A 23,011-nucleotide genomic window follows, 5' to 3' on the forward strand; every position below is an offset into this window, starting at 1 on the left:
GACGAATCGGGATCTGGCGGCTTTGTGTTATGCGTTTTTGGCCCGTTATGAGGCCGCGGTGGCGCGTTCGCCGCAGGAGCGGGCGCAAGTCAACTGGAACCAGATCCTGCAGTGGATCTCCCGAGCCGTGACGCGGGACTATTTCATCCAAGGCGATAATCAGCTTTGGTGGGCCGCTCTGCCCTTTTACGCGCCCCGAGAGCGCACAGCTCGCGTGGACTACAAGGTCATAGGTCCCACCGACGGGTCAACGGGTTACTTAGATTGGCTGAGCAAGCCCGTAGAGCAGCGCACCGAATTCATCTTGCAGCCCGTAGATCGCCGCGTGGGCACCGCGCTTAACGCCCGAGGAGGCCGGATCCAGTTCACCCTCGTGGGGCCCAGTCAGTGGCCCGCCGCGCGCGGCACCTACAAGATGTCCCGCTACATTCACTCTCGCTACTTCTACTTTTTGCAGAACGGGGGGATCGGTCCCATGCCTTTCGTAACCGCGCGCGAGATGCGGCTGTTGCGGGCTGAGGGGCTGTTGCGGCTCAACCAGCGGCTTGAAGAGGTGGTGCAGATCATCAACGAGACGCGCGTCGAAAACGGCGGACTGGCCCCCGCCGCGCTAAGCGATGGGGTGGGCACGCCAGCCGATGGCAATCCGCACAACATCGAACATGTGCGCCGAGGCCAAGTGCGCGATGGCTCCCTGTGGGCTAAGCTCAAGTACGAATGGCGCCTAGAGAATTTTGTCGTAACCTCCGGGCTGGCCTACTTTACGCGGCGCGGCTGGGGTGAGCTCGTATCCGGTACGCCGCTCCATTACCCCGTTCCCGCCAACGAGCTGGAGACGCTCAGGCTCGAGGTCTACACACACGGGGGCAATATCGGTGACGTGGCTCCGCGCGTGCAGGCCAACGTGCCGTATGAGCCCGATCGGATGCGAGGTCCGATTTCCCATCAGTAGAAGTTCAAGCCCTCTGTCCAAGAGCCCCCTGGAAAGGGGGCTTTTTTCGTTTTGGGGAGGTCGGCTATCGGAAGGGGGTGCGACGCGGAATGCGCCATCCAGCCCCTTTCGGCTTGACTAGCCCCCAAAGGCCTCCGTATACTCGCCGGGCTCATCCACCGAGGCTTTGCCCCTCGGATGCTGAGAGATCCTCTGCAATATGCCGACAAGCCTCTGAAGGAGATAGGATCTATGCCGTATGTCACCACAGAATCCGGCAAGAAGCTCATTACCGTCATACCGGGCGACGGCGTCGGGCCCGAATGCATAGAGTCCGCTTTGCGCATCCTCGAGGCCGTCGGTGCTCCGATCGCCTGGGAGGTGCGCGAAGCGGGGGCGAGCGTATTCCGTAGGGGCCTGGAGTCCGGCGTGCCGCCTGAGACCATCGAGTCCATCCGCAAAACGCGCGTTGTGCTCAAAGGGCCCTTGGAGACGCCTGTCGGATACGGGGAGAAAAGCGCCAACGTGACGTTGCGCAAGCTCTTTGAGACGTACGCCAACGTGCGCCCTGTGCGGGAGTTTCCCAACGTGCCAACCCCGTACAGCGGCCGGGGCATCGACCTAGTGGTCGTGCGCGAAAACGTAGAAGACCTCTACGCGGGCATCGAGCACATGCAGACCCCGGGGGTGGCGCAGACGCTAAAACTCATCTCCCGCAAGGGTTCGGAGAAGATCGTCCGCTTTGCCTTCGAACTCGCCCGTGCCGAGGGGCGCAAGCGCGTGCACTGCGCCACCAAGTCGAACATCATGAAACTCGCCGAGGGGATGCTCAAGCGCGTCTTCGAAGAGGTCGCGGCCGAGTATCCGGACATCGAGGCGCATCACATCATCGTGGACAATTGCGCGCATCAGCTCGTAAAGCGTCCGGAGCAGTTCGAGGTCATCGTGACCACGAACATGAATGGGGACATCCTTTCGGATCTAACCTCCGCCCTGGTCGGCGGATTGGGCTTTGCCCCCTCGGCCAACATCGGTAATGAGGTTGCCATCTTCGAGGCCGTACACGGCTCAGCGCCCAAGTACGCGGGGCAGAACGTGATCAACCCGACGGCCGTGATCCTGTCTATGGTCATGATGCTGCGCTACCTGGAGGAGTTCGAGGCCGCCGCGACGATCGAAAACGCCGTCCTGTACACGCTCGAGGAGGGCAAAGTGCGCACGGGAGACGTGGTGGGCTACGATAAGGGGGCGAAAACGACCGAGTACACCGAGGCCATCATCGCCAACTTGGGCAGGCGGCCCCGCACGGCCCGCGTCCGAGAGTACCGGTCCATTCGGCTGCCCCAAGTCCCGGCCGATCCCGTGTCCGTGCGGCCCCGCACGCGCCGCGTCGTGGGCGTGGACGTGTTCGTGGAGACGGAGCTGTTGCCCGAGCCCCTGGGACAGCTCTTGGAGCAAGTGCTCGAAGGCTCGCCCTTCCGACTCAAGATGATATCCAACCGCGGCACCAAGGTCTATCCCCCCACGGGAGCCATCACGGACGTGGTGGACCACTACCGATGCCGGTTTCTGTTGCGCGACGGCTCCCAAGAGGTCACCGACTCGCAGATTCTGGAGCTTTTGGGGCGCATCGGCGGCCGGCTTCGCTGGATGCACCTGGAAAAACTACAGGAATTCGACGGTTCGCCTGCCTTCACCAAGGCGCAGGGAGAGGATTAAGGCGCAAACCGACCACTATGCGGCGAAGTTGGCTTTGGCTCTGCGTTGGGCTCTGGGCGGGCTGTGGGACCCCCCACCTGCTCGAGGTGGATCGCTACGGGCCTCTACATCGGGACGTGACGCTGCGCGCGCGGCGCCAGGAGGCGCAAGTGCGCTTTGCAGACGGACGCCAATGGCGCCTTCGAGGCTTTCAGCTAACAGCCGATTCGCTTAAGCTACCCGACGGGCGCGCATATGCGCTGCGGGAGCTGGACTGGATCCGGTTTCGTAACGCGGCCCGGGGCTTCTGGAAGGGAGCCGCCGCAGGCGCCGGCGTGGGCTTGCTTCCCGCGATGGCTTTACTGGCGCAACTGGCCCGCGACGGAAGCTGCGATGGCCCGGCTTGCGCCCTCCTGGCGCCGGCCGTCATAGTGGTGATCTTCGGAGGAGCCGCCCTGTCGATCGGAGGCGGCGCCCTGCTGGGGGGCTTTATCGGAGCCTGGATCGGAGACCCCGACACGTACTACGTGCGTTCACCGGGGCTAGAAGCCCCGCCCCGTGGGGTTCCCCCTCGGCAGGTTCCATAGAGGGAGCTCTACCCCTTTGCGCCTCTTTTTCGTTGCAAAGGCGGGGTAGAAGTATGTCCGCTTTAGGAACCGAGCTCAAACGCGATCTGGAGGTGGAGATCCGCTTCGATCACCACCGCAACCGCTGGCGTATGCTGCAGGCGATCGCAGAACGCATCCGTCAAGGCGGCGGACAGAGGGCTATCGACCGCGAGCATGCCCGAGGCAAGCTCACGGCTCGAGAGCGCATCCAACGCCTTATCGATCCGGGCACCTGGTTTATGGAGCTGGGCCTGTGGGCGGGATACGGCATGTACGAGGATGAGGGCGGCTGCCCAGCGGGCGGCACCATCGTGGGGATCGGGCGCGTTTGCGGGCGTCTTTGCGTGATCGTGGCCAACGACGCCACCGTGAAGGCCGGGGCCTGGTTTCCGATCACGGCCAAAAAAAACCTGCGCGCCCAAGAGATCGCCATGGAAAACCGGCTGCCCATCATTTATCTGGTGGACTCCGCGGGCGTGTACCTGCCCATGCAGGATGAGGTTTTTCCCGATAAGGAGCACTTTGGGCGCATCTTCCGCAACAACGCCATTATGTCCAGCATGGGTATCCCGCAGATCGCGGCCATCATGGGGCCCTGCGTGGCCGGAGGGGCGTATCTGCCGATCATGAGCGACGAGGCCCTGATCGTAGACGGCACCGGCAGCGTCTTTTTAGCCGGACCGTATTTGGTAAAAGCCGCCATCGGAGAGGAGGTCGACGTCGAAACCCTGGGAGGCGCCACAACGCACTCCGAGATCAGCGGGGTAACGGACTACAGGGTGTCCAATGACGAGGCCTGCATCGCGCAGATCCGACGTCTCATCGACAAGCTAGGCCCCTTCCCTCGAGCGGGCCTCAATAGGACCGAGCCCCGACCCCCCCGGTACGCGCCCGAGGAGATCGAGGGGCTTTTGCCTAAGGACCCCGCCCAGCCATACGATATGTACCAGGTGCTGGCCCGCATTTTGGATGACTCGGAGCTGGAGGAGTACAAAGCCGGATACGGCAAGACGATCATCTGCGGATACGGCCGCATTGACGGATGGGCCGTGGGGATCGTGGCCAACCAGCGCGCGATCGTGCGCAACCGAAAGGGCGAAATGCAGATCGGCGGGGTGATCTACTCGGATTCGGCCGATAAGGCGGCCCGCTTCATTTTAAACTGCAACCAGAAGCGCGTCCCGATTGTGTTCTTTCAGGATGTGACGGGCTTTATGGTTGGAACGCGCGCCGAACATGGGGGCATCATCAAGGACGGGGCCAAGATGGTCAACGCCGTGGCCAACTCGACCGTGCCCAAGTTCACGGTTATCGTGGGCAACTCCTTCGGCGCTGGCAACTACGCCATGTGCGGAAGGGCTTACGATCCCAGGCTTATTTTCGCCTGGCCCACGGCGCAGATCGCCGTCATGGGAGGGGCGCAGGCGGCCAAGACGCTGCTGCAAATTCAGGTCTCCAAGCTGGAGCGGCAAGGACGCCTGTTAAGCGAGGCCGAGCGGGCGGAGCTGCTGCGTCAGATTCAGGAGCGCTACGAGCAGCAGATGCAGCCCACGTACGCGGCGGCGCGACTATGGGTAGATGAGCTGATCTCGCCAGCCCAAACCCGCCAGTACCTGTCGCTCGGCGTCGAAATGGCCGATCACAATCCGGAGATGCCGCGCTTTAATCCCGGGGTGATCCAAACTTAAGGGCGACCTGGGGCGGCGGGATGCCCTTGCGCCTAGGCTTTCCATGGCCCTAAACTCCGGTGCGCGCAACGAGCAGAGGGTCTATCGATGGCGCAAGTTGTGCTGCGCGTAGTGGACGTGTACGTATACCGGATTCCGGATTCCGAACCGGAATACCTGCTGCTCAAGCGGGCCCCTGATCGTCCGTATGCAGGCACCTGGCGCATGATCGGAGGCAAGATCCGGGAGGGCGAATCCGCATGGCGCGCAGCGCTTCGGGAGCTAGCTGAGGAGACGGCTCTAGAGCCACGCCGGTTCTGGAGCGTGCCCTCGGTGAACGCCTTCTACGAATGGGCTGAAGATCGGCTGAATCTTATCCCCGTATTCGCCGCTGAGGTGGCCCCCGAAGCCCGCGTGCGGCTCTCTTCGGAGCATGTCGACGCCCGCTGGTTTCGGCTTGAGGAGGCCGTGCGGCTCTTGGTATGGCCCGAACAGCGTCGGCTCATCCGGCTTGTTCACGAGCTCTTTGCCACCGGAGGGGCTCCAGAGGAGCTCTTCGAAATCCCCCTGGCCCTGGCCCTGGGCTGATTTGCCGATCGGTCTCGGGCTTTTCTGTGCGGCACAAGAGTCCTGTTTGTGCGTAATTTTGCGTAAAGCCCCGAGTATGCTATGCCCCGTTGGCGTCTCTATACAGAGTTCACCATAGAGGCCGCTCACAGCTTGCCGCAATACGAGGGGCCCTGTCGGCGGGTGCATGGGCATACGTATCGGGTGCGCATCGTGGCCGAGTCGGACCGCCTGCACCCGAGCCGATACCTGCCCACGCCGGACATGGTATGCGACTTTCGCGAGCTGCGCTGGGCCAAAGCCGACGTTGAGGCCGGAGGTCTGGATCACGCCTATCTGAACGATATCCTAGAGGCCCCGCCCACGGCGGAGCGGATCGCCGAGTACTTGCATCGGGAGACGAAAAAACGTCTGCCTACGGGCGTTAAGCTCACGGTCACCGTTTGGGAGACGCCCACCAGCTGGTGCGAATACACCGATGAGGAGTCTTGAAGCGCCCGATCTTCTGGAGCCCGCCTTGGCATTAGAGGTCCGCTACTCTGTGGTGGAGCATTTTTACTCCCTTCAGGGGGAGGGCGCTTGGACGGGGCATGCGGCCTACTTTATTCGGCTGGCGGGCTGCGACGTGGGCTGCTGGTGGTGCGATACAAAGGCCTCCTGGGATGCGTCAGCGCATCCGACCGCGTCGGTCTCGGAACTGGTGGAGGCCGCCCAGAGGGCACCTACTCCGATTGTGGTGCTTACGGGCGGGGAGCCGCTCATGCACGATCTGGGCCCGCTTACACGCGCGCTGCGGGCCTCCGGAAAGCGCGTGCATCTGGAGACAAGCGGGGCTTATCCGCTTTCCGGTCACGTCGACTGGTTGACGCTCTCCCCCAAGAAGCGCAAGCCCCCTGTGCCGGAGATTTATCCACATGTGCGCGAACTCAAGGTGGTGGTGGTGAACGCAAGCGATTTTCGATGGGCCGAGGCCCATGCGGCCCGCTGTCCAGAGGGGACGCTGCTGTTTTTGCAGCCCGAGTGGGGCTCTCCGCACATGATCGAGCCGATCCTGCGCTATATCCAAGCCCACCCCCGGTGGCGTCTGAGCCTGCAAGTGCACAAGTATCTGAACATCCCATAAAGTCGTGATCTGGCCCAAACCTGAGCTGCAAGAGGCGGCCGAGCGCTTTTGGGCTCGCTTTACTGACCCGGAGGCCGACTTCGAGGGTCTGGCCCTGGAGGCGTTTCGCCTGCAGGCCCAGGAAAACCCTGTGTACCGAGCGTATCTGAACGCCTTGGGGGTGCGGCCCAACCTCATCACCAGCTGGCGGCAAATCCCGCCCCTTCCTGTGGAAGCTTTTCGTCATGCTCCCGTCTGCATAGGCCCACCTGAGCGGGCCCAAGCGGTCTTCCAGAGTAGCGGCACCACCGCATCCGGTCGCAGCCGGCACTACGTGCAAGATCTGCGCTTCTACGATCGCTCCGCTTTGACGCACTTCGCTCAAGCCGTGGGCTCAGGACCCCTGGTGCTCGCCGCCTGGCTTCCCGGCTACGCGGAGCGCCCCGATGCCTCGTTGCTGTACATGGTCCGGCGCCTCATAGAGGCCTTCGGCCGGCAGGGCTCCGGCTTTGCGTATCCGAGCCTGGATCGACTCCGAGGCGCCATCGAGGAAGCCGACCGCAGCGGGAGTTTGTTCGTGCTCTTCGGGGCGGCCTTTGGGCTGCTGGAGCTTTTGGAAACCCATGGGCCCGTTCCCCTTCCCCCCAAGAGCCTTGTTATCGAGACCGGCGGTATGAAGGGCCGCAGGCGGGAGCTGGAGCGAGGCGAGCTGCACGAGCTACTGGCCCGAGGTTTCGGGCTTGCGCGCCAGCAGGTGCTCTCTGAGTACGGCATGACGGAGCTGCTCAGCCAGGCTTATAGCCGCGGCGGGGAGGTCTTCTATCCTCCCAGCTGGATGCGCTTTCGGGTTGTCAGCCCCGAAGATCCCCTTGGTCCGGAGCTGCCCGAGGGCGAACCCGGAGCCCTGGTGCTGGTGGACCTGGCCAATTACTGGAGCGTATGCGCGATCCAGACCCAGGACCTGGCCGTGCGCCGGGCTGAGGGCTTCGAGGTGATCGGGCGCTTAGAGGGCGCCCCCCTGCGAGGCTGTAACCTGTTGTTGGAGCGCGACCTGTGAGCGGAGCCCTCTGGGAGGCGCTTCTGGAGACGGTTCGCCTATGGCGCAACTCCTCCTATCCCGTGCGCCGCGCCGCCGAGGAGGCGGCCCTCCGAGAAAACCCGTTCTTTAGCCCGGAGACGATCCGCTACAGGTTGGATACGCGCCTGCATGATCTCGAACTTGAGGCGCTCCGGCGCTGGCTGGGACCTGAACTCGTTTCGGATCCCGCTCGGGTGCTGCTGTTGCATCCGGGCAACCTGCCCATGGTGGGACTGGAGGATCTGCTGGCCACGCTGCTTGTGGGTCATGAGGCCTGGTCGCGTCCTTCACGGCGGGATCGAGCCCTGCTTGTGGCCTTCTGCGAGGACTGGCGCCGGCGCTTTCCGGAGCTTCCGCTGCGCTGGGTCGAGGAGCTTGAGCCCGCAATGTCGTCGGTCGACGGCCTTATCGCCTCCGGATCCGATCAGACGGCCTCCTGGGTGCGCGCTCTCGCTCGGCGCGCGGGGCTTTCCCCCGAGCGTCTGCTTGTGCGCGGGCATCGGTTCGGCGTGGCCTGGTCTACGTCCGACTGGGATGAGGCGGATTTTCTCGGGCTGGCCCACGACGTCTGGCTATATGAAGGGCACGGCTGCAGAAGCGTCTCTCTTGTTTGGGCTCCGGCCGGGCTGGATCCCGAGCGGCTGTGGCGGGCTTACGCGGAGTTCCGACGCCGGTTCCCCCCCTCAGAAGCGCTTCTGAAGGAGCTGCGCTCGGAGCGGGCCCTGTACGAGGCGCTCAGGCCTTGGCTCGGTAAATCGTGGTCCGATCCGGGCGGGGTGCTATCCGTAGGTCCTCCGGAGCCGCTTAGGCCCGGGCACTTGCGCTGGGCGGTATACGAGAGCCCGCAAGAGGTGCTCGACTGGCTTGAGTGCCATCGGAGTCGTCTACAGGTGGTGATCGCCCGTTCGGAGCCGCCCCCGGGCTGGGAGGGCCTCTGGGCCCGACCCGGAGAGGCGCAATGCCCGGCCCTGGACTGGCGCCCAGACGGACGAGATACCGTGGCGTTTCTGCGGATGCTACGACCTCGCGCCCAACAGGCGGCCTAAGCTGGGGGCTCAGGCGCATGCGGAGGAGAGCGCTAAGCTGGTGTGCCCTGCTGGTCTTGGGAGGCTTCGCTCAGCCCGGGGCGGCTCAGGGGGCGCACCAGGTCTGGGATCGGCTGCTTAGGCTTTACGTGCGCTCCGATGGAGCGGTGGATTACGAGGCCTTCCGAGCCGATACGGCCCTCCTGCGTCGCTACCTGGATCGGCTAGATCGCTTCTCCTTAAGTCGGGCCTCAACCGCGCAGCGGGCGGCCTATTGGATCAACTTCTGGAATGCGGCCACGGTTTACGCCGTGCTTTTGGATGCGCCCCGACGGTCAGTGCTGGAAGGCCACGGCCTACTGGGGTTGCACATACCCGGGTGGCGCTCCTTTTGGGATGCGCCCCGATTCAAGCGGCTGGGGCGACCCATATCCCTTCGGTCCATCTACGATAGCTTGCGGGCCCTAGAGCGGGATCCGCGCTGGCTGTTTGCCCTGTATCGACCCGCCCGGGGAGGGCCGCCCCTCAGGCCCGAAGCCTATCGGGCTGAGCGCCTAGAGGAGCAGCTGGAGGACCAGGTGCGGCTTTTTTTGCGCCGCTACAACCGCATCCCGGATTCGCCCCGCACGATTCGGCTCTCGCGCCTTTTCGAATGGCACGCGGGGCTCTTCGCCCGGCAGGCGGGGTCCGTACAGCGCTGGCTTGCGCCGTATTTTGAGGGTTCTGTCGCCGCTCGACTGGCTTACGACGGCTACCGGATTCGCTACCTGCCTTACGATTGGAGTCTAGACCAACCCACCAGCCGGAGGGTTTCACATGACGCTGCGCGTAGGAGATCAGGCCCCCGACTTTGAGGCCTATGATCAGCACGGCCGCCCGGTGCGGCTGTCGGACTTTCGGGGCCGTAAAGTGGTTCTGTATTTCTACCCCAAGGACGGCACCCCGGGCTGCACCCAGGAGGCCTGCAGCCTGCGAGATCACCACGAGGAGCTTTTGCGCCGAGGCCTTGTGGTAATCGGGGTAAGCCCCGACGGGGTGGAAAGCCATCGCCGCTTTGCCGAAAAGCACGGGCTTCCCTTTTTGCTCTTATCTGATCCCGAAGGGAAAATCGCGCAACAGTACGGCGTCTGGGGGGAACGCTCCTTATATGGGCGCACGTTCATAGGGGTGCGGCGCACCACGTTCCTGATCGATGAGGAGGGCCGCATAGCGCACATCTTTCAGAAGGTGCGCACAAGTGCGCACGCCGAGCAGATCCTGGCCGTTTTGCCATGAACGCCGAGCGCCTGGGCCCCGCGTGGGTGCTGTGGATGCCCCTTGAGGAGGCCTCCGCGGGGTGGGGGGAGCTCTCGGAGCGCGAGCGTTTGCTATGCGGCGCGATCCGGCATCCGGATCGCGCCCGACAGTTCTGGGCCGGCCGATGCGTGGTGCGTCGGCTTTGGAGCTGGCTGGGCGGCCGCGATTCCATCGAGGTACTGGCGGATGCCGACGGGCGTCCGGTGCTTGTCTGCGCAGGCGATGCCCTTCAAGAATGGACCCTGAGCATCGCGCACACAAAGGGGCTTGTGGTGGCGGCCCTGCGTCGGGGCGGCTCGGTGGGCGTAGATGTGGAGGCCGACCGACCGGTGCCCCTTGAGCTGATGCGGCGGATCGCAGACGAAGCCGAGGCGGCGATTGCGCGCCGGTGGGCCCCCGAGGCGCCGGCTTTGGCCGTTTGGGTTCTGAAAGAGGCCGGTCTTAAGGCGCTCGGATCGGGTCTGCGCCGATCTCCGCGCAAGCTGCGCCTGCTTGAGGAAGCAGGCGCGCTTTTTCTGCACGGCTACGGGGTGCGCTTAAAGGCCCTGTTGCGGCGCCTGCCGGATCGATTTTGGTTGGCGCTGTCCTGGGATTAGGCCTTCGGACGGGCCTAAAGCCGCTGGCGCCCTCGTAAGCCTTGATTCCATTGCTATAGGAAGCTCAGAGGGTAACGTTCTTCCTCAGGAAAGTTCGGATACGGGCACCACAGGAGATCCCGGAAGGTCGATCATAAGACGCCGAGGATCACGGGTATCCCGCAGCGCAGGGCGATATCGGTCCTTTGGCCCGAGCTCTGCTTTTTGGTGGAGGGCGATGCGGCGCCGTCTGAAGCACAGCGCGGTGTCGGTGGCGGCCCACAGGTATCGGCTGCGCACAAGCACAAGCAGACCGGTTCGCTTCCGCAGCCCACTAGCGTAGGAAGGCGACCTCAAGCCCCGCTTTCGCCAGAGTGGGCTGATCGCAGAGGGCAAGCCGCCGAGCCTAAAGGGTCGACTTTCGGTTTCGGGTTTCGGCCACAGCAACCGAACGCCTCTTGCAGAGCAGCTAACGTGTGCGAGTGCCACAGCGCGGATGAACGCAAAGAACGTAGGCCTTCATATGCAAGGCCGAAGTGCGCCGCTCCCGTTCGGGCATGCTCTGTTAAGTAGAGCCTGCGGCTGGCTTTTGAGCTCCTCCTAACCCCTGCTCCAATTTCCTGGGGGTATGGGCTTACCGGGCGCAAGGGTCGACTTTTGGGGCCGGCGCTATCCCTGAAGGCGGGACCCGTAATGCGCACCCCTCTTCGTGCAAGGTTTCAGAGCTTCCCAGTACCGCATCCTGCATCCACGGAGCGCGATCCCCTAAAGAGAGGGTCATCCGCCTGCCCCCTCATGGCTCTGTTCAAGAAGCCGCTCCCTCGTAGGCTCTGCAGGGTATGCTCTCCGCTGCCGAGAGGGCGGCGCGCCAACAGATGCGCCCGTAGATAAAGCGGAAACATCCGGGCTCAAAGTGCCCCGGTCTGGCGCTCCGGTGCAAAGGCGTGTTAATTTACCCGGGTGCGAGCTTCGGTGACCTACATCGCCTGGGATCTTGAGACGTGTCCGCTTCCTGAGTCCCATCTCTCCGATCGTCATCTGGAGCGCCTGCGGCTTGAGATGCGCCGACACGGCCAGCGGGCTCCGGAGCTGGATGCAGACGCGTTGCGGCGCAGGGCGGCCAGCTTACATCCGCTGCTAGGTTGGATCGTGTGCATTTCGGTTATCCGCGCCCCTGATGACCCCGAAGCCCCCAACGAGCCGCGTTCGTATCTGGCCCCTCAGCCGGAGCTGGAGCGGGCGATGCTAGAGGCCTTCTGGGCGGATTTGGAGCGTTTTCCGGCGGATATGCCGATCCAATGGATCACGTTCAACGGCAAGCGTTTTGACGCGCCGTTTCTGCTGGCCCGTACCCTCTATCACGGCCTCAGGCCCACGCGGGCCGATCTGCTCACGAGGCACCGATACCGAAATCGCCCTCATTGCGACCTTTGGGCGCTGTTTGCGGATGCGTCCGTAAACGTAGACCTGGAGGATCTCTGCGCGCTTCTGGGCCTGCCTAGCCCCAAGGCCTATGGGCAGGGCGAGTCCGTCGAGGAGCTGCTGCGCACCGAGGGGATCGAGGCCGTACGGCGTTACTGCGAGGCCGACGTGCGGGCCACGCTGGCCTGCTTTGCTCGCATCCGGCGTTTGTACCCGAGCTTTGTGGAGGGCGGTGAGTAGCTGGATGGCCCCTTAACGGAAAGCATCGCGATGGCGGAAGGAAAGCGCTTCACCCCGATCGCCCAGATCGGGCTACCGGAGCTCATCGAGCGCTTGAAGAGGATGCTTCCGGCGGCAGAGGATCCGGTTCTGGTGCAAGGCATAGGTGACGACGCCGCTGTTTATCGCGTGCACCCGGGTCGGGTGCACCTGCTGAGCGCGGGGTTTTTGCTCGAAGGCGTGCACTTCGATCCGGCCCTTACACCTTTCGCGCACCTGGGGGCCAAGGTGATGGTTGGACCGGTAAGCAACGTAGTCGCTATGAACGGCCGGCCCAGGTACGCGCTCGTCGCCATCGCCGTGCCCAATCAAGTCTCGGTTGAGATGCTGGAGGAGCTTTACCGGGGGCTCCAGCGCGCATGCGCCCTTTATGGGTGCGCGCTCGTCGGTGGCCAGACCGTTCCCTCCCCCCGGGGTTTGGAGTTGGCCATAACCGTCGTAGGAGAGGCGGCGGAGTCGGCTGTAACGTATCGGCGCGGGGCCTGTCCGGGCGACCTGGTCTGCGTCTCCGGGGACTTGGGGGGCGCGTATGCGGGGTTGCAAATCTTGTTGCGAGAAAAAGACCGCTACGAGGCCCATCCGGAACTGGGGCTTCCCGATTTGAGCCCGTATCGGTATGTGGTGGAGCGCCAGCTGGTCCCCTTGGCGCGGCTGGACGTGGTGGTCGCCTTCGAGATGGCCGGCGTGCTTCCCCGAGCGATGACGGACATCTCCCAGGGGCTGGCCGCGGCCCTGCACGCCCTGTGTCGGGCCAGTGGCGTGGGGGCCCGAATTCGGGCCAGCGCCATACCGATTGATCTCGCCACGCGCGCCGTGGCTGAGGAGCTCGATGACGATCCGGAGGTGTACGCCCTGTACGGGGGGGAGGACTACGAGCTGCTCTTTGCGTTAGCGGAGTCGGATTGGCCTACCCTTGAGGCGGTCACACAGGCTGTGACCGTGATCGGCCGTTTCACGGAGGCCTCCGAGGGGATCCAAATCGAGTACCCCGACGGACGGCTTACGGCGTTGGAGGCGCACGGATGGAAAGGCCCGAGCTCGGCGTAGAGGCCGTTCGAGGGCGGCGCATCCGGACTGTGAGGGCTGAGTCGGTGTTGCTCGGCATGGCCGCCGTTTGGGGTACTACGTTCACGGCCGTCAAGGTGGGGCTTGCGTACGCTAGCCCACTTGTGTTTTTGGCTTTTCGCTTTCTCTTTGCCTTGGGGTTTCTTTCCCTCTGGGTACGCCCCTGGCGCATGCGTCTGGACCGCTCGGCCTGGGGCGCTGGGCTGCGGCTGGGCTTCTGGCTGGGCCTGGGCTTTGTGCTGCAAACAGCGGGGCTTTTGTGGACCACGGCTAGCATGTCCGCCTTCATCACGGGCACCTCGACCGCCTTTACGCCCCTGCTGGAGCACCTGCTTGGACGCGGCCTTCCGGGCCCGAGGGCTTTTCTCGGCGTGGGCATGGCCCTTGCGGGCCTATACTGCCTCTCCCTATCCACCTGGCATATGAGCGAACAAGCGCTTGGGGGTTTCGTTCTGATAGGGTTGGGCTTGCTCTGGTTGGCCCGGGTCCACAAGCTCCCTATGCTAGGTGCCCTTTTGGTGGGTCTGGGCCTATGGGCTGTGCTGCGGGCCGAAGCCGTCTCCTTCGGCATAGGGGAGGGGCTTACGCTCGCCGCCGCGTTTGTCTGGGCCGTGTATATTGTGGAGCTGGATCACTATAGCGCCCGCGCACCGGCCGGGGCGCTTACGTGGATGCAATTAGCCGTGGTCGGGGCGATGGCCCTGTTGCTGTTGCCCTGGTTTCCGATTCGCCTGTATCCTCATCCCGCTCTGTGGGGTGGGCTCCTTTATCTGGCCCTAGTGGCTACGGTGTTGACGACGTGGTTGCAGACGCGCTTTCAGCGACAGACCACCCCGACCCGTGCGGCGCTGATTTTCGCCACCGAGCCGCTTTTTGCCGCTCTGGTGGCTTTCCTGCTGCTCGGAGAACGCCTTGGATTGCATGCTTGGTTCGGTGGCGTGCTTATTGTTGGGGCCCTCATGGTTTCAGCCCGACCAGAGGCGTAGAACATTTGGCTGAAAACGCCGTTAAATCGGCGGACGAAGTCATCGGCGATACGATCCATGGCAAACGAGCCCCGCAACCCGTTTTCCTTTAACCGAGACCCTCGCTCCGATGAGCGGAGGCCGGGCAGGTTTCCGATCTGGATCTACGTGGCGATCTTCCTGGGCTTGCTCATCGCGCAGTTTTACTTTTTCACCCCCCGCGAACACAATACGATCCCCTATAGCCAATTCCGGGATTACGTGCGCAAGGGCTACGTAGAGCGCGTCGTGATCGTCAACGAGCGTATTGTGGAGGGACTCTTTACCGAAGCTGCCGTGCGGGAGGGGCTGGTGCGTCTGCCCAGCCCGCGATCTGGGCTTGTGCGGGAGACCGCCCAGCAGCGCCGCGCTTTCCGCACCACAAGGCTGCCGGACGACGACCTGACCCAGCTCCTAGATGAGCATAAAATCACCTACTCCGTTCGCTACGAAGACAATTGGATGACGGGCTTGCTAACCTGGATTCTGCCCCTGGTCATCTTGATCGCGCTATGGCTTTTCATCTTGCGCCGCATGAATCCGGGTCAGCAGGTGCTGAACATAGGCAAGAACAAGGCGATCCTCTTCGACCAAAACGCGGAAAACAAGGTCACCTTCAAGGATGTGGCCGGTCTGGATGAAGCCATCGAGGAGGTCAAGGAGATCGTTGAGTTTCTGAAAAACCCCAAAAAGTTCACCAAGCTGGGCGGCAAGCTCCCCAAGGGCGTTCTGCTCGTCGGCCCCCCTGGCACGGGCAAGACGCTGCTGGCCAAGGCCGTGGCCGGGGAGGCGAACGTGCCCTTCTTCAGCATCTCCGGCTCAGACTTTGTCGAGATGTTTGTAGGTGTCGGCGCGGCCCGGGTGCGGGATCTCTTCCGACAAGCAAAGGAGAAGGCCCCCTGTATCATTTTCATCGATGAGATCGACGCCATCGGACGCAGCCGAGGCCGAGGCATCTGGATCGGCGCCAACGATGAGCGCGAAAACACGCTCAACCAGCTCCTGGTCGAAATGGACGGCTTTCACACGGATAAAGGCGTCATCATCATGGCCGCCACGAACCGCCCGGACATTCTGGATCCGGCCCTGCTGCGTCCCGGGCGTTTCGACCGGCAGATTCTGATCGACAAACCTGACCTGAAGGGTCGATACGACATCTTCCGCGTGCATACCCGGGGCCTGATCCTGTCTCCGGAGGTCGACCTGTGGCGGCTGGCCGCGCAAACGCCGGGCTTCGCGGGGGCCGAGATCGCCAACGTCTGCAACGAGGCGGCCCTACTGGCCTCACGCCGCGGCAAGGAGGCCATCGAACAAGAGGACTTTCAGGATGCGATCGAACGCGTGATCGCGGGCCTGGAGAAGAAAAACAAGCTCATCAGCCCCGAGGAGCGCAAAATCGTCGCCTATCACGAAGCCGGGCATGCCGTTGTGAGCTGGTTCCTGGAGCACTCCGATCCGGTGCTCAAGGTCTCGATCGTCCCTCGAGGATTGGCCGCGCTGGGCTACACGCTGCAGACCCCTCTGGAGGATCGCTACCTCATGACCAAGGAGGAGCTCATGGATCGGATCTGCGCCCTGCTAGGCGGCCGCGTAGCCGAAGAGATCGTCTTCGGGCGCATCTCCACGGGCGCCTCCAATGACCTGGAGCGCATCACCAAAATGGCCTACGCCATGGTGACGGTCTACGGCATGAGCCAGGCCCTGGGGAACCTTTCGTTTATGGACTCCGAAAACCAAAACTTTCTCACGGGCCTGACGGTGGAGAGGCGCTACAGCGAAGAGACCGCCCGGCTCATCGATCAAGAGGTCAAGCGCATCGTCGATGAGGCCTATCGGCGCACGCGGGAGCTGCTGGAGGCGAAGCGCGAGCTGCTGGAGCGCCTGGCTCAGGAGCTGCTTCAGCGGGAGGTGCTCGTGCAGGAGGACATCGAAAAGCTGCTCGGTCCCCGTCCTCACGCCAAGGCCCGCTCCGCCAACAACGTTCCAGACGGCGCGGCTCAGCGGCAGGAGCCGATCCCCTCAGATGAGGGAGCCCACGTAGAACCCTCCACCGGAAGCCTGCCGGCCCAAGCCTAGTCTGCGCATGCGCATATTCCTGTACGGAGCCGCGCTCCTATGGGCAACCGGGGTGCTCGGGGCGTGGGCATCGCTTTACGTGCTGGATTCCCCCTCGTTTTGGGAAGCGCTCTGGGCGCTAAGCCTTCCCGCATGGGCCCTGTTGGGTTTGGGGCTCCTGCTGTGGGCCGCTCTGGCCCGTCGATGGGGGATAGCCGCGCTAGCGCTTCTCTGCGGCGCGGGCACTTTACTTCAGGCCGGTTGGCGACCTTGGGGACCGGAGGAGGTCCGCGATACCCAGGCCGCCTTTGGCGTGTTGAGCTGGAACGTCCACGGCGCTGCTTCAGGGTTTGCTCCTGTGCTGGAGGCGATTCTGCGAGATGAGCCCGATCTGGTCCTGCTACAGGAGGTGCAAAACAGCGGCCCCGCGCTTATCGCGCAAGATCCCATCCGTTACGGAGACTTTCGGCATGCGCTGCGTGCGCACGGCTACCATGTGGCCTTCGCACCGGATCGGCAAGAGGCTTGGGCTAGCTACGGGTTACTTGTGGCCTCGCGCTGGCCTTTTGTGCGGGTGCGCCGGCTGAATCTGGGGGGACGACCCGGCTCCGGGCTCATGGCCGATGTGGCCGTTCAAGGGCGCATCGTGCGCCTGATCACGGTGCACCTCTACACGACCGGCTCAGAAAAGCCCTGGCGAGGAGCTTTTTCCTGGGACCGCTGGCGCACTTGGCTGAGCCAAATGAGATATGGCTGGCGCGCGCGCGGCCGAGAGCTTGAGGAACTCTTGGCCATCGTCAACCGCTCCCCTTATCCGGTGCTGCTGGCCGGGGACTTCAACACCACTCCCTTTGACCGGTACTACGTGCGCCTGCGTCGGGTCTTGCGGGACGCGCATCGGACTGCGGGGTGGGGATGGGGAGGCACCTACAGCGCCGCAAAGCCCCTGTTGCGCATCGACTATCAGTGGTATACGGCGGGCCTTCGGCCCCTGACGCTGGAGGCGAAGCCCACCTGGGCCTCCGATCACCGGCCCCTGCTGGGAAAGTGGACGCTCTGGCCCTGATGCGCCCGATGGGGCACGGCCGTAGAAAGGCTCACCTTAACGCCTTAAGCGTTCTGCGCGCACCTGATAGCGTAACAGCCTGTCCAGACGCACCGAGACCCCCAATCCAGGCCCTTGGGGCAAGCGCATCGTGCCATCCGGCTCCAGCTCAAAGGGCTCCGCGATAAGGTCCTCCTCGTAATAGCGCGATGAGGCCGAAAGATCCCCAGGCAGCGTAAAGCCCGGTAGAGCCGCGAGCGCCAGATTGGCGGCGCGCCCGAGGCCGGTCTCCAGCATACCTCCGCACCAGACAGGCACCCCACGGGCGCGGGCCCAATCATGAATGCGGCGGGCCTCGGTTAGCCCCCCCACGCGGCCGGCCTTGATGTTGATCACCCGGCAGGAGCCGAGCTCTAGCGCCCAGCGCGCATGCCGGGCGCTTTTGATCGATTCATCTAAGCAAACGGGCGTGCGCAGGCGCGCTTGCAGCCGGGCGTGCTCCAGCAGATCGTCTTCATTTAGGGGTTGTTCGATCAGGAGCAGATTCAGCTCCTCCATGGCCTCAAAGACCGGCGCGTCCTCAAGGCTGTAGGCTGCGTTGGCGTCGACCTGAAGGGGCAGTTCGGGAAACGCTTCGCGCACGGCGCGCACCTCCTGCAGATCGCGGCCCGGCTTGATCTTGAGCTTTACGCGGCGGTAGCCCTGAGCGACGAAGTGCTCCACGGCCCGAAGCAGCGCCTCGGTATCCGCCTGAATTCCGATCGAGACCCCCACGGGTACGCGCTCGCGCTCCGCGCCCAGCAGGCTCGCCAGAGAGCGACCTTGCCGCTTTCCCCACAGATCCCAGAGCGCCATCTCCAGCCCCGCCTTGGCCATAGGATGGCCTCGGATCCAGCCAAAGAGCCCACTTGCCTCCTCAGGCCCCTTCCAATCGTGTCGCAACGAAGCCGGAATTAGAAAATCGCGCAGCACATGCCAGGCGGTGCCGATCGTTTCATGCGAATAATCCGGAGCGCTTCCGGCCACGCACTCGCCCCATCCCTCCAGAGAGTCTGATTCCACGCGCACCAGGATCGCCTCGCGCTCCAAGATCCGGCCCGTTGACGTCTCGAAGGCCGCCCTAAGGGGCATCCGGATGTGATAAAGCGTAATGGCGTCGAGGTACATCGAGCCGATCCTCGGGTTCCAAGATGTAGTAGCCCAGCGTTCTGTCAGGAGAGAGCACGTAATCCGTGATGGCCCATCCTCGGGCCAGGACCTCTTCGAAAACGGCGCGCAGGTGCATGCGCCAGGCCCGGTCCCGTCCCGGATCCTGACCCCGAAAATCCCGCATGCGGGCCGGCAGGCAAACGGATATCCGCTCCGCTCGCTCGGGCCAACGCCAAGCAACCGGTTGGGGGACGGGGTGCTGCGCATCGATCTGGTTGATCGGCGGCGGGAGTTTTGGCGGGGGATCTAGGCCGGAAAGGCGAGCCTGCACGCGGGGCTGAGTGATCCACCACTCCACTTCGAGCCGATCCGTGGGCAGGTCGTAGTTGAGCGCGTCCCGGAGCGGGCCGTAAAGGTTGCGCCGGTATCGCCGCACGATCCCCCCGAGCCGACGCAGGTTTAGATAGGCGTTGCGGCTCTCCAAGGGATCGAAGGTCCATGTGATCAGTTCTATACCCTGAGCGCGCACGAAGTCGCGTTGAAATCGTTTCAGCGCCAAGCCCACGTGCCCGTCTCGGTAGGCGGGAAGCACGCCGAGCATGTGGGAGCAGTGTTTAAGCCGCCATCCTCCCTCGGGCTTGGGCTCTAGGCCCGGAAAGCCGTAGACGAACCCAATGGGTTCTTGTCTTTCCGGCACAAAGGCCGCGGCCACGAGCCCTCCGTAGGCGGCCTGGATAAGCAGCACGTGTCGGGGCACCACATCCAGCGCGGAGCCGGGCCAGATTTCGGCCTGCAGGGCCTCAATCCAGGCCATCTCCTCCGGGGTCGACAGCGCCCGCAGCGTATAGGCCATGGCGCGAGCAAGTTGCGTTGGGCGCGTTTGGAACGCAAGCTCGGCGCGTTTGCGCATCTTGCGGAGAGCGCGTTTCTTACTGAACGTGGATCCGCGCACATACAGGCCCAGCACGACCCGCGATCTGGCCGCCTTGGCGCTTGTCTTGGCGCTTTTCTGGGCCATGGCGGAGCTGCCCAGCCCGCGGCGCACCTGGCAGCCGCCGCGCTGGATTCCCCCGCCGGGCTTTGAGGTGGTACCCGTTCCAGAGCCGCGTCCGATTCGAGTTTCCGCCTGGCCGCAGTTTGGGACCGAACCTCCGCCTCCAACCCGCTTCGAGCTCGTCCGGGAGCAAGACCAGGAGCCCCCCAGGCCCGCGCCCGAATCGCCCCAAGGGGATACGGTGTTCGTGGTGGAGGTGTCGCACGAAGAGCACGCCGCGACCGGCCCGCCTCAAGAGGTATTCGTGGTGGTCGAAGAGATGCCCGAGCCCATAGGGGGGCTAGAGGGGATTGCGCGGCGGATTCGATATCCGATCGAGGCCCTGCGGCGGGGCGTAGAGGGCGAGGTGGTGCTCACCTTCACGGTCACGCCCACGGGCCGCGTAGAAGACATCCAGGTGCTTAAAGGGCTGGGATATGGGTGTACAGAGGAGGCGATTCGGGTGATCCGGGAGACGTTTTTCCGACCCGGACGCCAGCGTGGTGTACCCGTTCCGGTTCGGGTGCAGCTGCCCGTTCGGTTCCGCATCACACCCGCCGATACGCTACCCGGCTACCACGGGGCGGACCAAATGGGGTAGCCGCCCTCCCAGCGGCCTGTTTTGTCGTAAAGACGGTATAAGTATCCCAGGCGAACCTCCACGGGAATCACCCAGAGCGTTGCGCGCAGCGCCGCATATAGGCCCAACGAAGTGCGGCCTTCTCGCCAGGAGCGCCCCAGATCCGCAGGCCACAGCCGTCCGCCGTGCTCCAGAAGGCCGTACAGGAAAACGCGATCTACGTAGATCGGAACCGTAAGCAGCCCGTTGTCTACGTACACAAGGGGCACGTAGTAGCGCAACCCGACTTTGTACAGGTGCCGCGCCCCGCGCACGTAATCGGTCCGGTATCCCAGGGGGATATACGGGGCCGCAGACCAAAAGAAGCGCCCCTCCTGCAGCAGCGCGCGCACGTAAAGCTGCGCTGTGTGATGTCGTCGCATCCAGACGGACAGGAACCGCCGTATCTCAACCGAGGCCCAGCGCCCTGTTCGGGTGCCGGCTAAGTCGGCCTCCCCCAATAGGCTCAGCGCCCAGCCCGCATTGGGCGTGATGTCTCGCGCCAAGGCGTGCACCCGATAGCGCGCCTCAACGCCCAGGCCCGCGGTAAGATAGGACCGCCAAGGCTCAGCCCGCTCCAGCGAGCGCACGCGCCGCCCGGCCAGGTAGGGCGCAAACGTCACTTGAGAGCTGTAAACCGTCTCAAGCCCCACCCGGGGCGCCAAGAAGCCCAGCCGGAAGCGCTCCTCCTGTTGCACCTCGCGCGTAGTCACAACGGGCAGGCTGGAGAGCTGGAGCTGCGGATACGGATACGGCCAGGCCAGGCCCATCCAGAACTCCCCCCAGGGCCGACCCCGCACGTAGCGCAGGTCCAGCGCATAAGCCCCCTGACGCAGGGGGTCGGCCCCCTCCAGGCGAAGCAGGCCCGTAAGGCCCAGGTTGACGTCGCGTACGAGGGCGGGCAGCAGTAAGCGGGGCCGCAGCCAATACGCCCAGGCTCGATAGGGGCGAGCCGGAGGCTCTGGGGGGGCCTCCGAGGCTCCGTCATCGGCGGTCGCCCCCGCGTAAGCGTGCGGATCATCCGATCGGGGGGTGAGCGCAAGAGGGTCTGGCGCGATGGGCTCCGCCTGCAGGCTGTCTATGGGCACCTCGGCCAGTTCAAAGCGACCGCGGCGGTAGTGCACGTACACCAGCCAGCGGCCGTCGGGGGATACGGCCGGCTCCATGGCCCCGTAGGCGGAGCGCGTTAGGCGCTCCAAACGCCGATCCGCGAGCCAGAGCCGGTACAGCTCCAGCTGCCCCTCTGGGTCGGCGGAAAAGTACAGCGCCCGTCCGTCCGGGGCCCAGGCCACGTCGTAGACGGCCCCTTGCGGAAAGCCTACAAGCCGCTCCAGTTGAGCCAGTTCCTCGCCACGCGGAACGGGGGCCCAGTACAGGTCCTGACGGCCCTCCTGATGAAGCACAACGGCCACCTGGCGACCTTCGGGGTCGGGCACAAGGCGTTTGAAAAGCCAGGCCCGTTGGGGGCTTCGGGGCCGCCTCTGGCCCGTTTGCAGATCCAGTTCCATCCAGCGGTTATAAGGACCGCGCCCTTCTAGGTACCATAGACGGCCCTCGGGGGCCGGGACGGGGGCGCTGGCGCGCGCATTCCACGAAAGGCGTCGCAGAAGGCCACGTTTAAGGTCCAGCGCAAACAGCTCTGAGCGAACCCGATCCGCTCCCATGGGATCCGGCACGTAAGCAGAGGCCCAAAGCAGGGAGCCGTCGGGGCTTAAGCTGAACAGGAAGTCCTCTGTGGGCCGGAACGTAAAGAGCCGTTGAAGCCGACCCGTGCGCCGGTTTAGGCGAAAAAGGCCGGGTCGGTCGTTTACGCTTCCCCGATAGACGATGAGCGTGGAGTCATCGTAAAAGACCGGGTTGCGGTAGGACGTGTGGGGTTCCGAGGCGAGCAGGCGCGGCTCCTGAAGGGGACCGGATCGCCGCCGAAGCGAGTCCGACCACGCCCGCACTTCCCGCACGAGGTCGCGGTATAGGGCCTCGGGCCAGCGACCGGTTCCGGCCCAGAGCGCAGGGCCGAAGCCTAGAAACGGCAGGGCGTTGTAGAGGCGGATCGTGCGCACCCATGCCCGAGCTCCGTGATGACGCAGCACGTAGTCGGCCAGCAAATACCCCCCCTGATAGGCCCGGTCAACAGGGGTGTAAGTCGAGCCCCGGCGCACCATCTGGGCGAGCGTCCAGGGCGGATCGTGGTCCATGAAAGCCCGATATTGCATACTAAAAAAACTATAGCGCCCTCTGCCCTCCGTGGGGGCCTGACCGGTTTCCACGCGCACGGCCATGCCCTCGGAGAAGCCGTCTGGCGTAGAGAGGTTCAGCAGCACGTTCAGGTCCGGGGTCAGCAGGCGCACTAGCCCACCTAGTCCGGGCAGGGTGGCTTGCTGCAGATGTATGGCGTGCAGCTGCTCGTGCTTGGCCAGTAGATGCAGCCAGGAGTCGTGACCAGGGGGCAGGGTTTTGCCCAGGAACGGGGAGGTGATGAGCTCCATCCGCAACGGGAAGGTGGCCACAAACCCGTTGCCCTGGTCGCTGTAGCCGTTTAGGATGACCGGGATCCGCTCCAGGCGCGGCCGGCCCAGCAGGGCCCAGGTGCTGTCGTGTTGCGCCTCAAGCAGGCGCATAAGGAAGCGGGCCTCGGCCTCAAGCCCCGCATGATAGATAAACCGGTAGCGCGGGGAATCCAGCGTCCACCACTTCAGCCCCGCCGGTCGGGGGGCTGGCCGGTAAAACCCCTGGGGCCAGGCGGCGGGGGAGGCCAGAAGGCCCAATGCAAGCAGCAGCGCGCAACGGCCCATC

Annotated in this window: 22 protein-coding genes; 18 read left to right on the forward strand and 4 right to left on the reverse strand. The window is 64.2% G+C overall.

Annotation, left to right across the window (positions count from 1 at the left end; translation table 11 throughout):
* The 12 genes from NZ993_07035 to NZ993_07090 all read left to right on the forward strand — a co-directional run.
* Positions 1-952: hypothetical protein (locus NZ993_07035; GenBank protein ID MCS7155543.1), on the forward strand; the 952-nt coding region annotated here is incomplete at its 5' end.
* A 231-nt stretch (positions 953-1,183) separates the two neighbouring features.
* Positions 1,184-2,650: an NADP-dependent isocitrate dehydrogenase gene (locus tag NZ993_07040; GenBank protein ID MCS7155544.1), complete on the forward strand. Its 1,467-nt coding sequence runs from the start codon at positions 1,184-1,186 to the stop codon at positions 2,648-2,650.
* Between the two features lie 17 nt (positions 2,651-2,667).
* Positions 2,668-3,216 (forward strand): hypothetical protein, encoded by a 549-nt coding sequence (locus tag NZ993_07045; protein MCS7155545.1) that lies wholly within the window; start codon positions 2,668-2,670, stop codon positions 3,214-3,216.
* Between the two features lie 131 nt (positions 3,217-3,347).
* The gene (locus tag NZ993_07050; protein MCS7155546.1) at positions 3,348-4,925 is read left to right on the forward strand and encodes an acyl-CoA carboxylase subunit beta; all 1,578 of its coding nucleotides are present in this window, start codon (positions 3,348-3,350) and stop codon (positions 4,923-4,925) included.
* A gap of 87 nt (positions 4,926-5,012) precedes the next feature.
* On the forward strand, positions 5,013-5,492 hold the full coding sequence (locus NZ993_07055; GenBank protein MCS7155547.1) for an NUDIX domain-containing protein: 480 nt from the start codon (positions 5,013-5,015) through the stop codon (positions 5,490-5,492).
* A gap of 81 nt (positions 5,493-5,573) precedes the next feature.
* Complete coding sequence (locus tag NZ993_07060; GenBank protein MCS7155548.1) at positions 5,574-5,963, forward strand: 6-carboxytetrahydropterin synthase; 390 nt, start codon at positions 5,574-5,576, stop codon at positions 5,961-5,963.
* Complete coding sequence (locus NZ993_07065; GenBank protein MCS7155549.1) at positions 5,950-6,594, forward strand: 7-carboxy-7-deazaguanine synthase QueE; 645 nt, start codon at positions 5,950-5,952, stop codon at positions 6,592-6,594. Before NZ993_07060 ends, NZ993_07065 begins: the two co-directional genes overlap by 14 nt.
* A gap of 4 nt (positions 6,595-6,598) precedes the next feature.
* A complete protein-coding gene (locus tag NZ993_07070; GenBank protein MCS7155550.1) occupies positions 6,599-7,630 on the forward strand; it encodes an acyl transferase in 1,032 nt (343 codons plus the stop codon).
* Positions 7,627-8,697, forward strand: a complete 1,071-nt coding sequence (locus NZ993_07075) for a hypothetical protein (GenBank protein MCS7155551.1) — start codon at positions 7,627-7,629, stop codon at positions 8,695-8,697. Before NZ993_07070 ends, NZ993_07075 begins: the two co-directional genes overlap by 4 nt.
* A gap of 17 nt (positions 8,698-8,714) precedes the next feature.
* Complete coding sequence (locus tag NZ993_07080; GenBank protein ID MCS7155552.1) at positions 8,715-9,530, forward strand: DUF547 domain-containing protein; 816 nt, start codon at positions 8,715-8,717, stop codon at positions 9,528-9,530.
* A complete protein-coding gene (gene bcp, locus NZ993_07085) occupies positions 9,493-9,951 on the forward strand; it encodes a thioredoxin-dependent thiol peroxidase (GenBank protein MCS7155553.1) in 459 nt (152 codons plus the stop codon). Before NZ993_07080 ends, bcp begins: the two co-directional genes overlap by 38 nt.
* Entirely contained in the window at positions 9,948-10,568 is a 621-nt protein-coding gene (locus tag NZ993_07090; GenBank protein ID MCS7155554.1) for a 4'-phosphopantetheinyl transferase superfamily protein, read from the forward strand. Before bcp ends, NZ993_07090 begins: the two co-directional genes overlap by 4 nt.
* Positions 10,569-10,652: 84 nt before the next feature.
* Here the strand turns inward: NZ993_07090 and NZ993_07095 are convergent, their stop codons facing one another.
* Positions 10,653-10,904, reverse strand: coding sequence for a hypothetical protein (locus NZ993_07095; protein MCS7155555.1), 252 nt, complete (start codon positions 10,902-10,904; stop codon positions 10,653-10,655).
* A 603-nt stretch (positions 10,905-11,507) separates the two neighbouring features.
* Here NZ993_07095 and NZ993_07100 point away from each other — a divergent pair.
* From NZ993_07100 to NZ993_07120, 5 genes are read left to right on the forward strand one after another with little or no spacing between them, the layout of a single operon-like run.
* Positions 11,508-12,209 (forward strand): ribonuclease H-like domain-containing protein, encoded by a 702-nt coding sequence (locus tag NZ993_07100; GenBank protein MCS7155556.1) that lies wholly within the window; start codon positions 11,508-11,510, stop codon positions 12,207-12,209.
* Positions 12,210-12,239: 30 nt separating this feature from the next.
* On the forward strand, positions 12,240-13,295 hold the full coding sequence (gene thiL / locus NZ993_07105; GenBank protein MCS7155557.1) for a thiamine-phosphate kinase: 1,056 nt from the start codon (positions 12,240-12,242) through the stop codon (positions 13,293-13,295).
* A complete protein-coding gene (locus NZ993_07110; GenBank protein ID MCS7155558.1) occupies positions 13,271-14,299 on the forward strand; it encodes a DMT family transporter in 1,029 nt (342 codons plus the stop codon). Before thiL ends, NZ993_07110 begins: the two co-directional genes overlap by 25 nt.
* Positions 14,300-14,356: 57 nt before the next feature.
* Positions 14,357-16,393, forward strand: coding sequence for an ATP-dependent zinc metalloprotease FtsH (gene ftsH, locus NZ993_07115; GenBank protein ID MCS7155559.1), 2,037 nt, complete (start codon positions 14,357-14,359; stop codon positions 16,391-16,393).
* Between the two features lie 7 nt (positions 16,394-16,400).
* Positions 16,401-17,438, forward strand: coding sequence for an endonuclease/exonuclease/phosphatase family protein (locus NZ993_07120; GenBank protein ID MCS7155560.1), 1,038 nt, complete (start codon positions 16,401-16,403; stop codon positions 17,436-17,438).
* Positions 17,439-17,474: 36 nt separating this feature from the next.
* Here NZ993_07120 and menC read toward each other — a convergent pair whose 3' ends face one another.
* Positions 17,475-18,584, reverse strand: coding sequence for an o-succinylbenzoate synthase (gene menC, locus NZ993_07125; protein ID MCS7155561.1), 1,110 nt, complete (start codon positions 18,582-18,584; stop codon positions 17,475-17,477).
* Complete coding sequence (locus NZ993_07130; protein MCS7155562.1) at positions 18,538-19,476, reverse strand: hypothetical protein; 939 nt, start codon at positions 19,474-19,476, stop codon at positions 18,538-18,540. The genes menC and NZ993_07130 overlap by 47 nt, the downstream gene beginning before the upstream one ends.
* A 28-nt stretch (positions 19,477-19,504) precedes the next feature.
* On the opposite strand from NZ993_07130, the gene NZ993_07135 reads away from it, so the two are divergent.
* A complete protein-coding gene (locus tag NZ993_07135; GenBank protein ID MCS7155563.1) occupies positions 19,505-20,200 on the forward strand; it encodes a TonB family protein in 696 nt (231 codons plus the stop codon).
* On the opposite strand, the gene NZ993_07140 is transcribed toward NZ993_07135, so the two are convergent.
* Positions 20,173-23,010, reverse strand: coding sequence for a hypothetical protein (locus tag NZ993_07140; protein MCS7155564.1), 2,838 nt, complete (start codon positions 23,008-23,010; stop codon positions 20,173-20,175). The two genes, NZ993_07135 and NZ993_07140, sit on opposite strands and share 28 nt — an antisense overlap.
* Position 23,011 lies beyond the last annotated feature (1 nt).

The organism is Bacteroidota bacterium (genome assembly GCA_025059945.1).
In the GTDB taxonomy this organism is placed as follows: domain Bacteria; phylum Bacteroidota; class Rhodothermia; order JANXDC01; family JANXDC01; genus JANXDC01.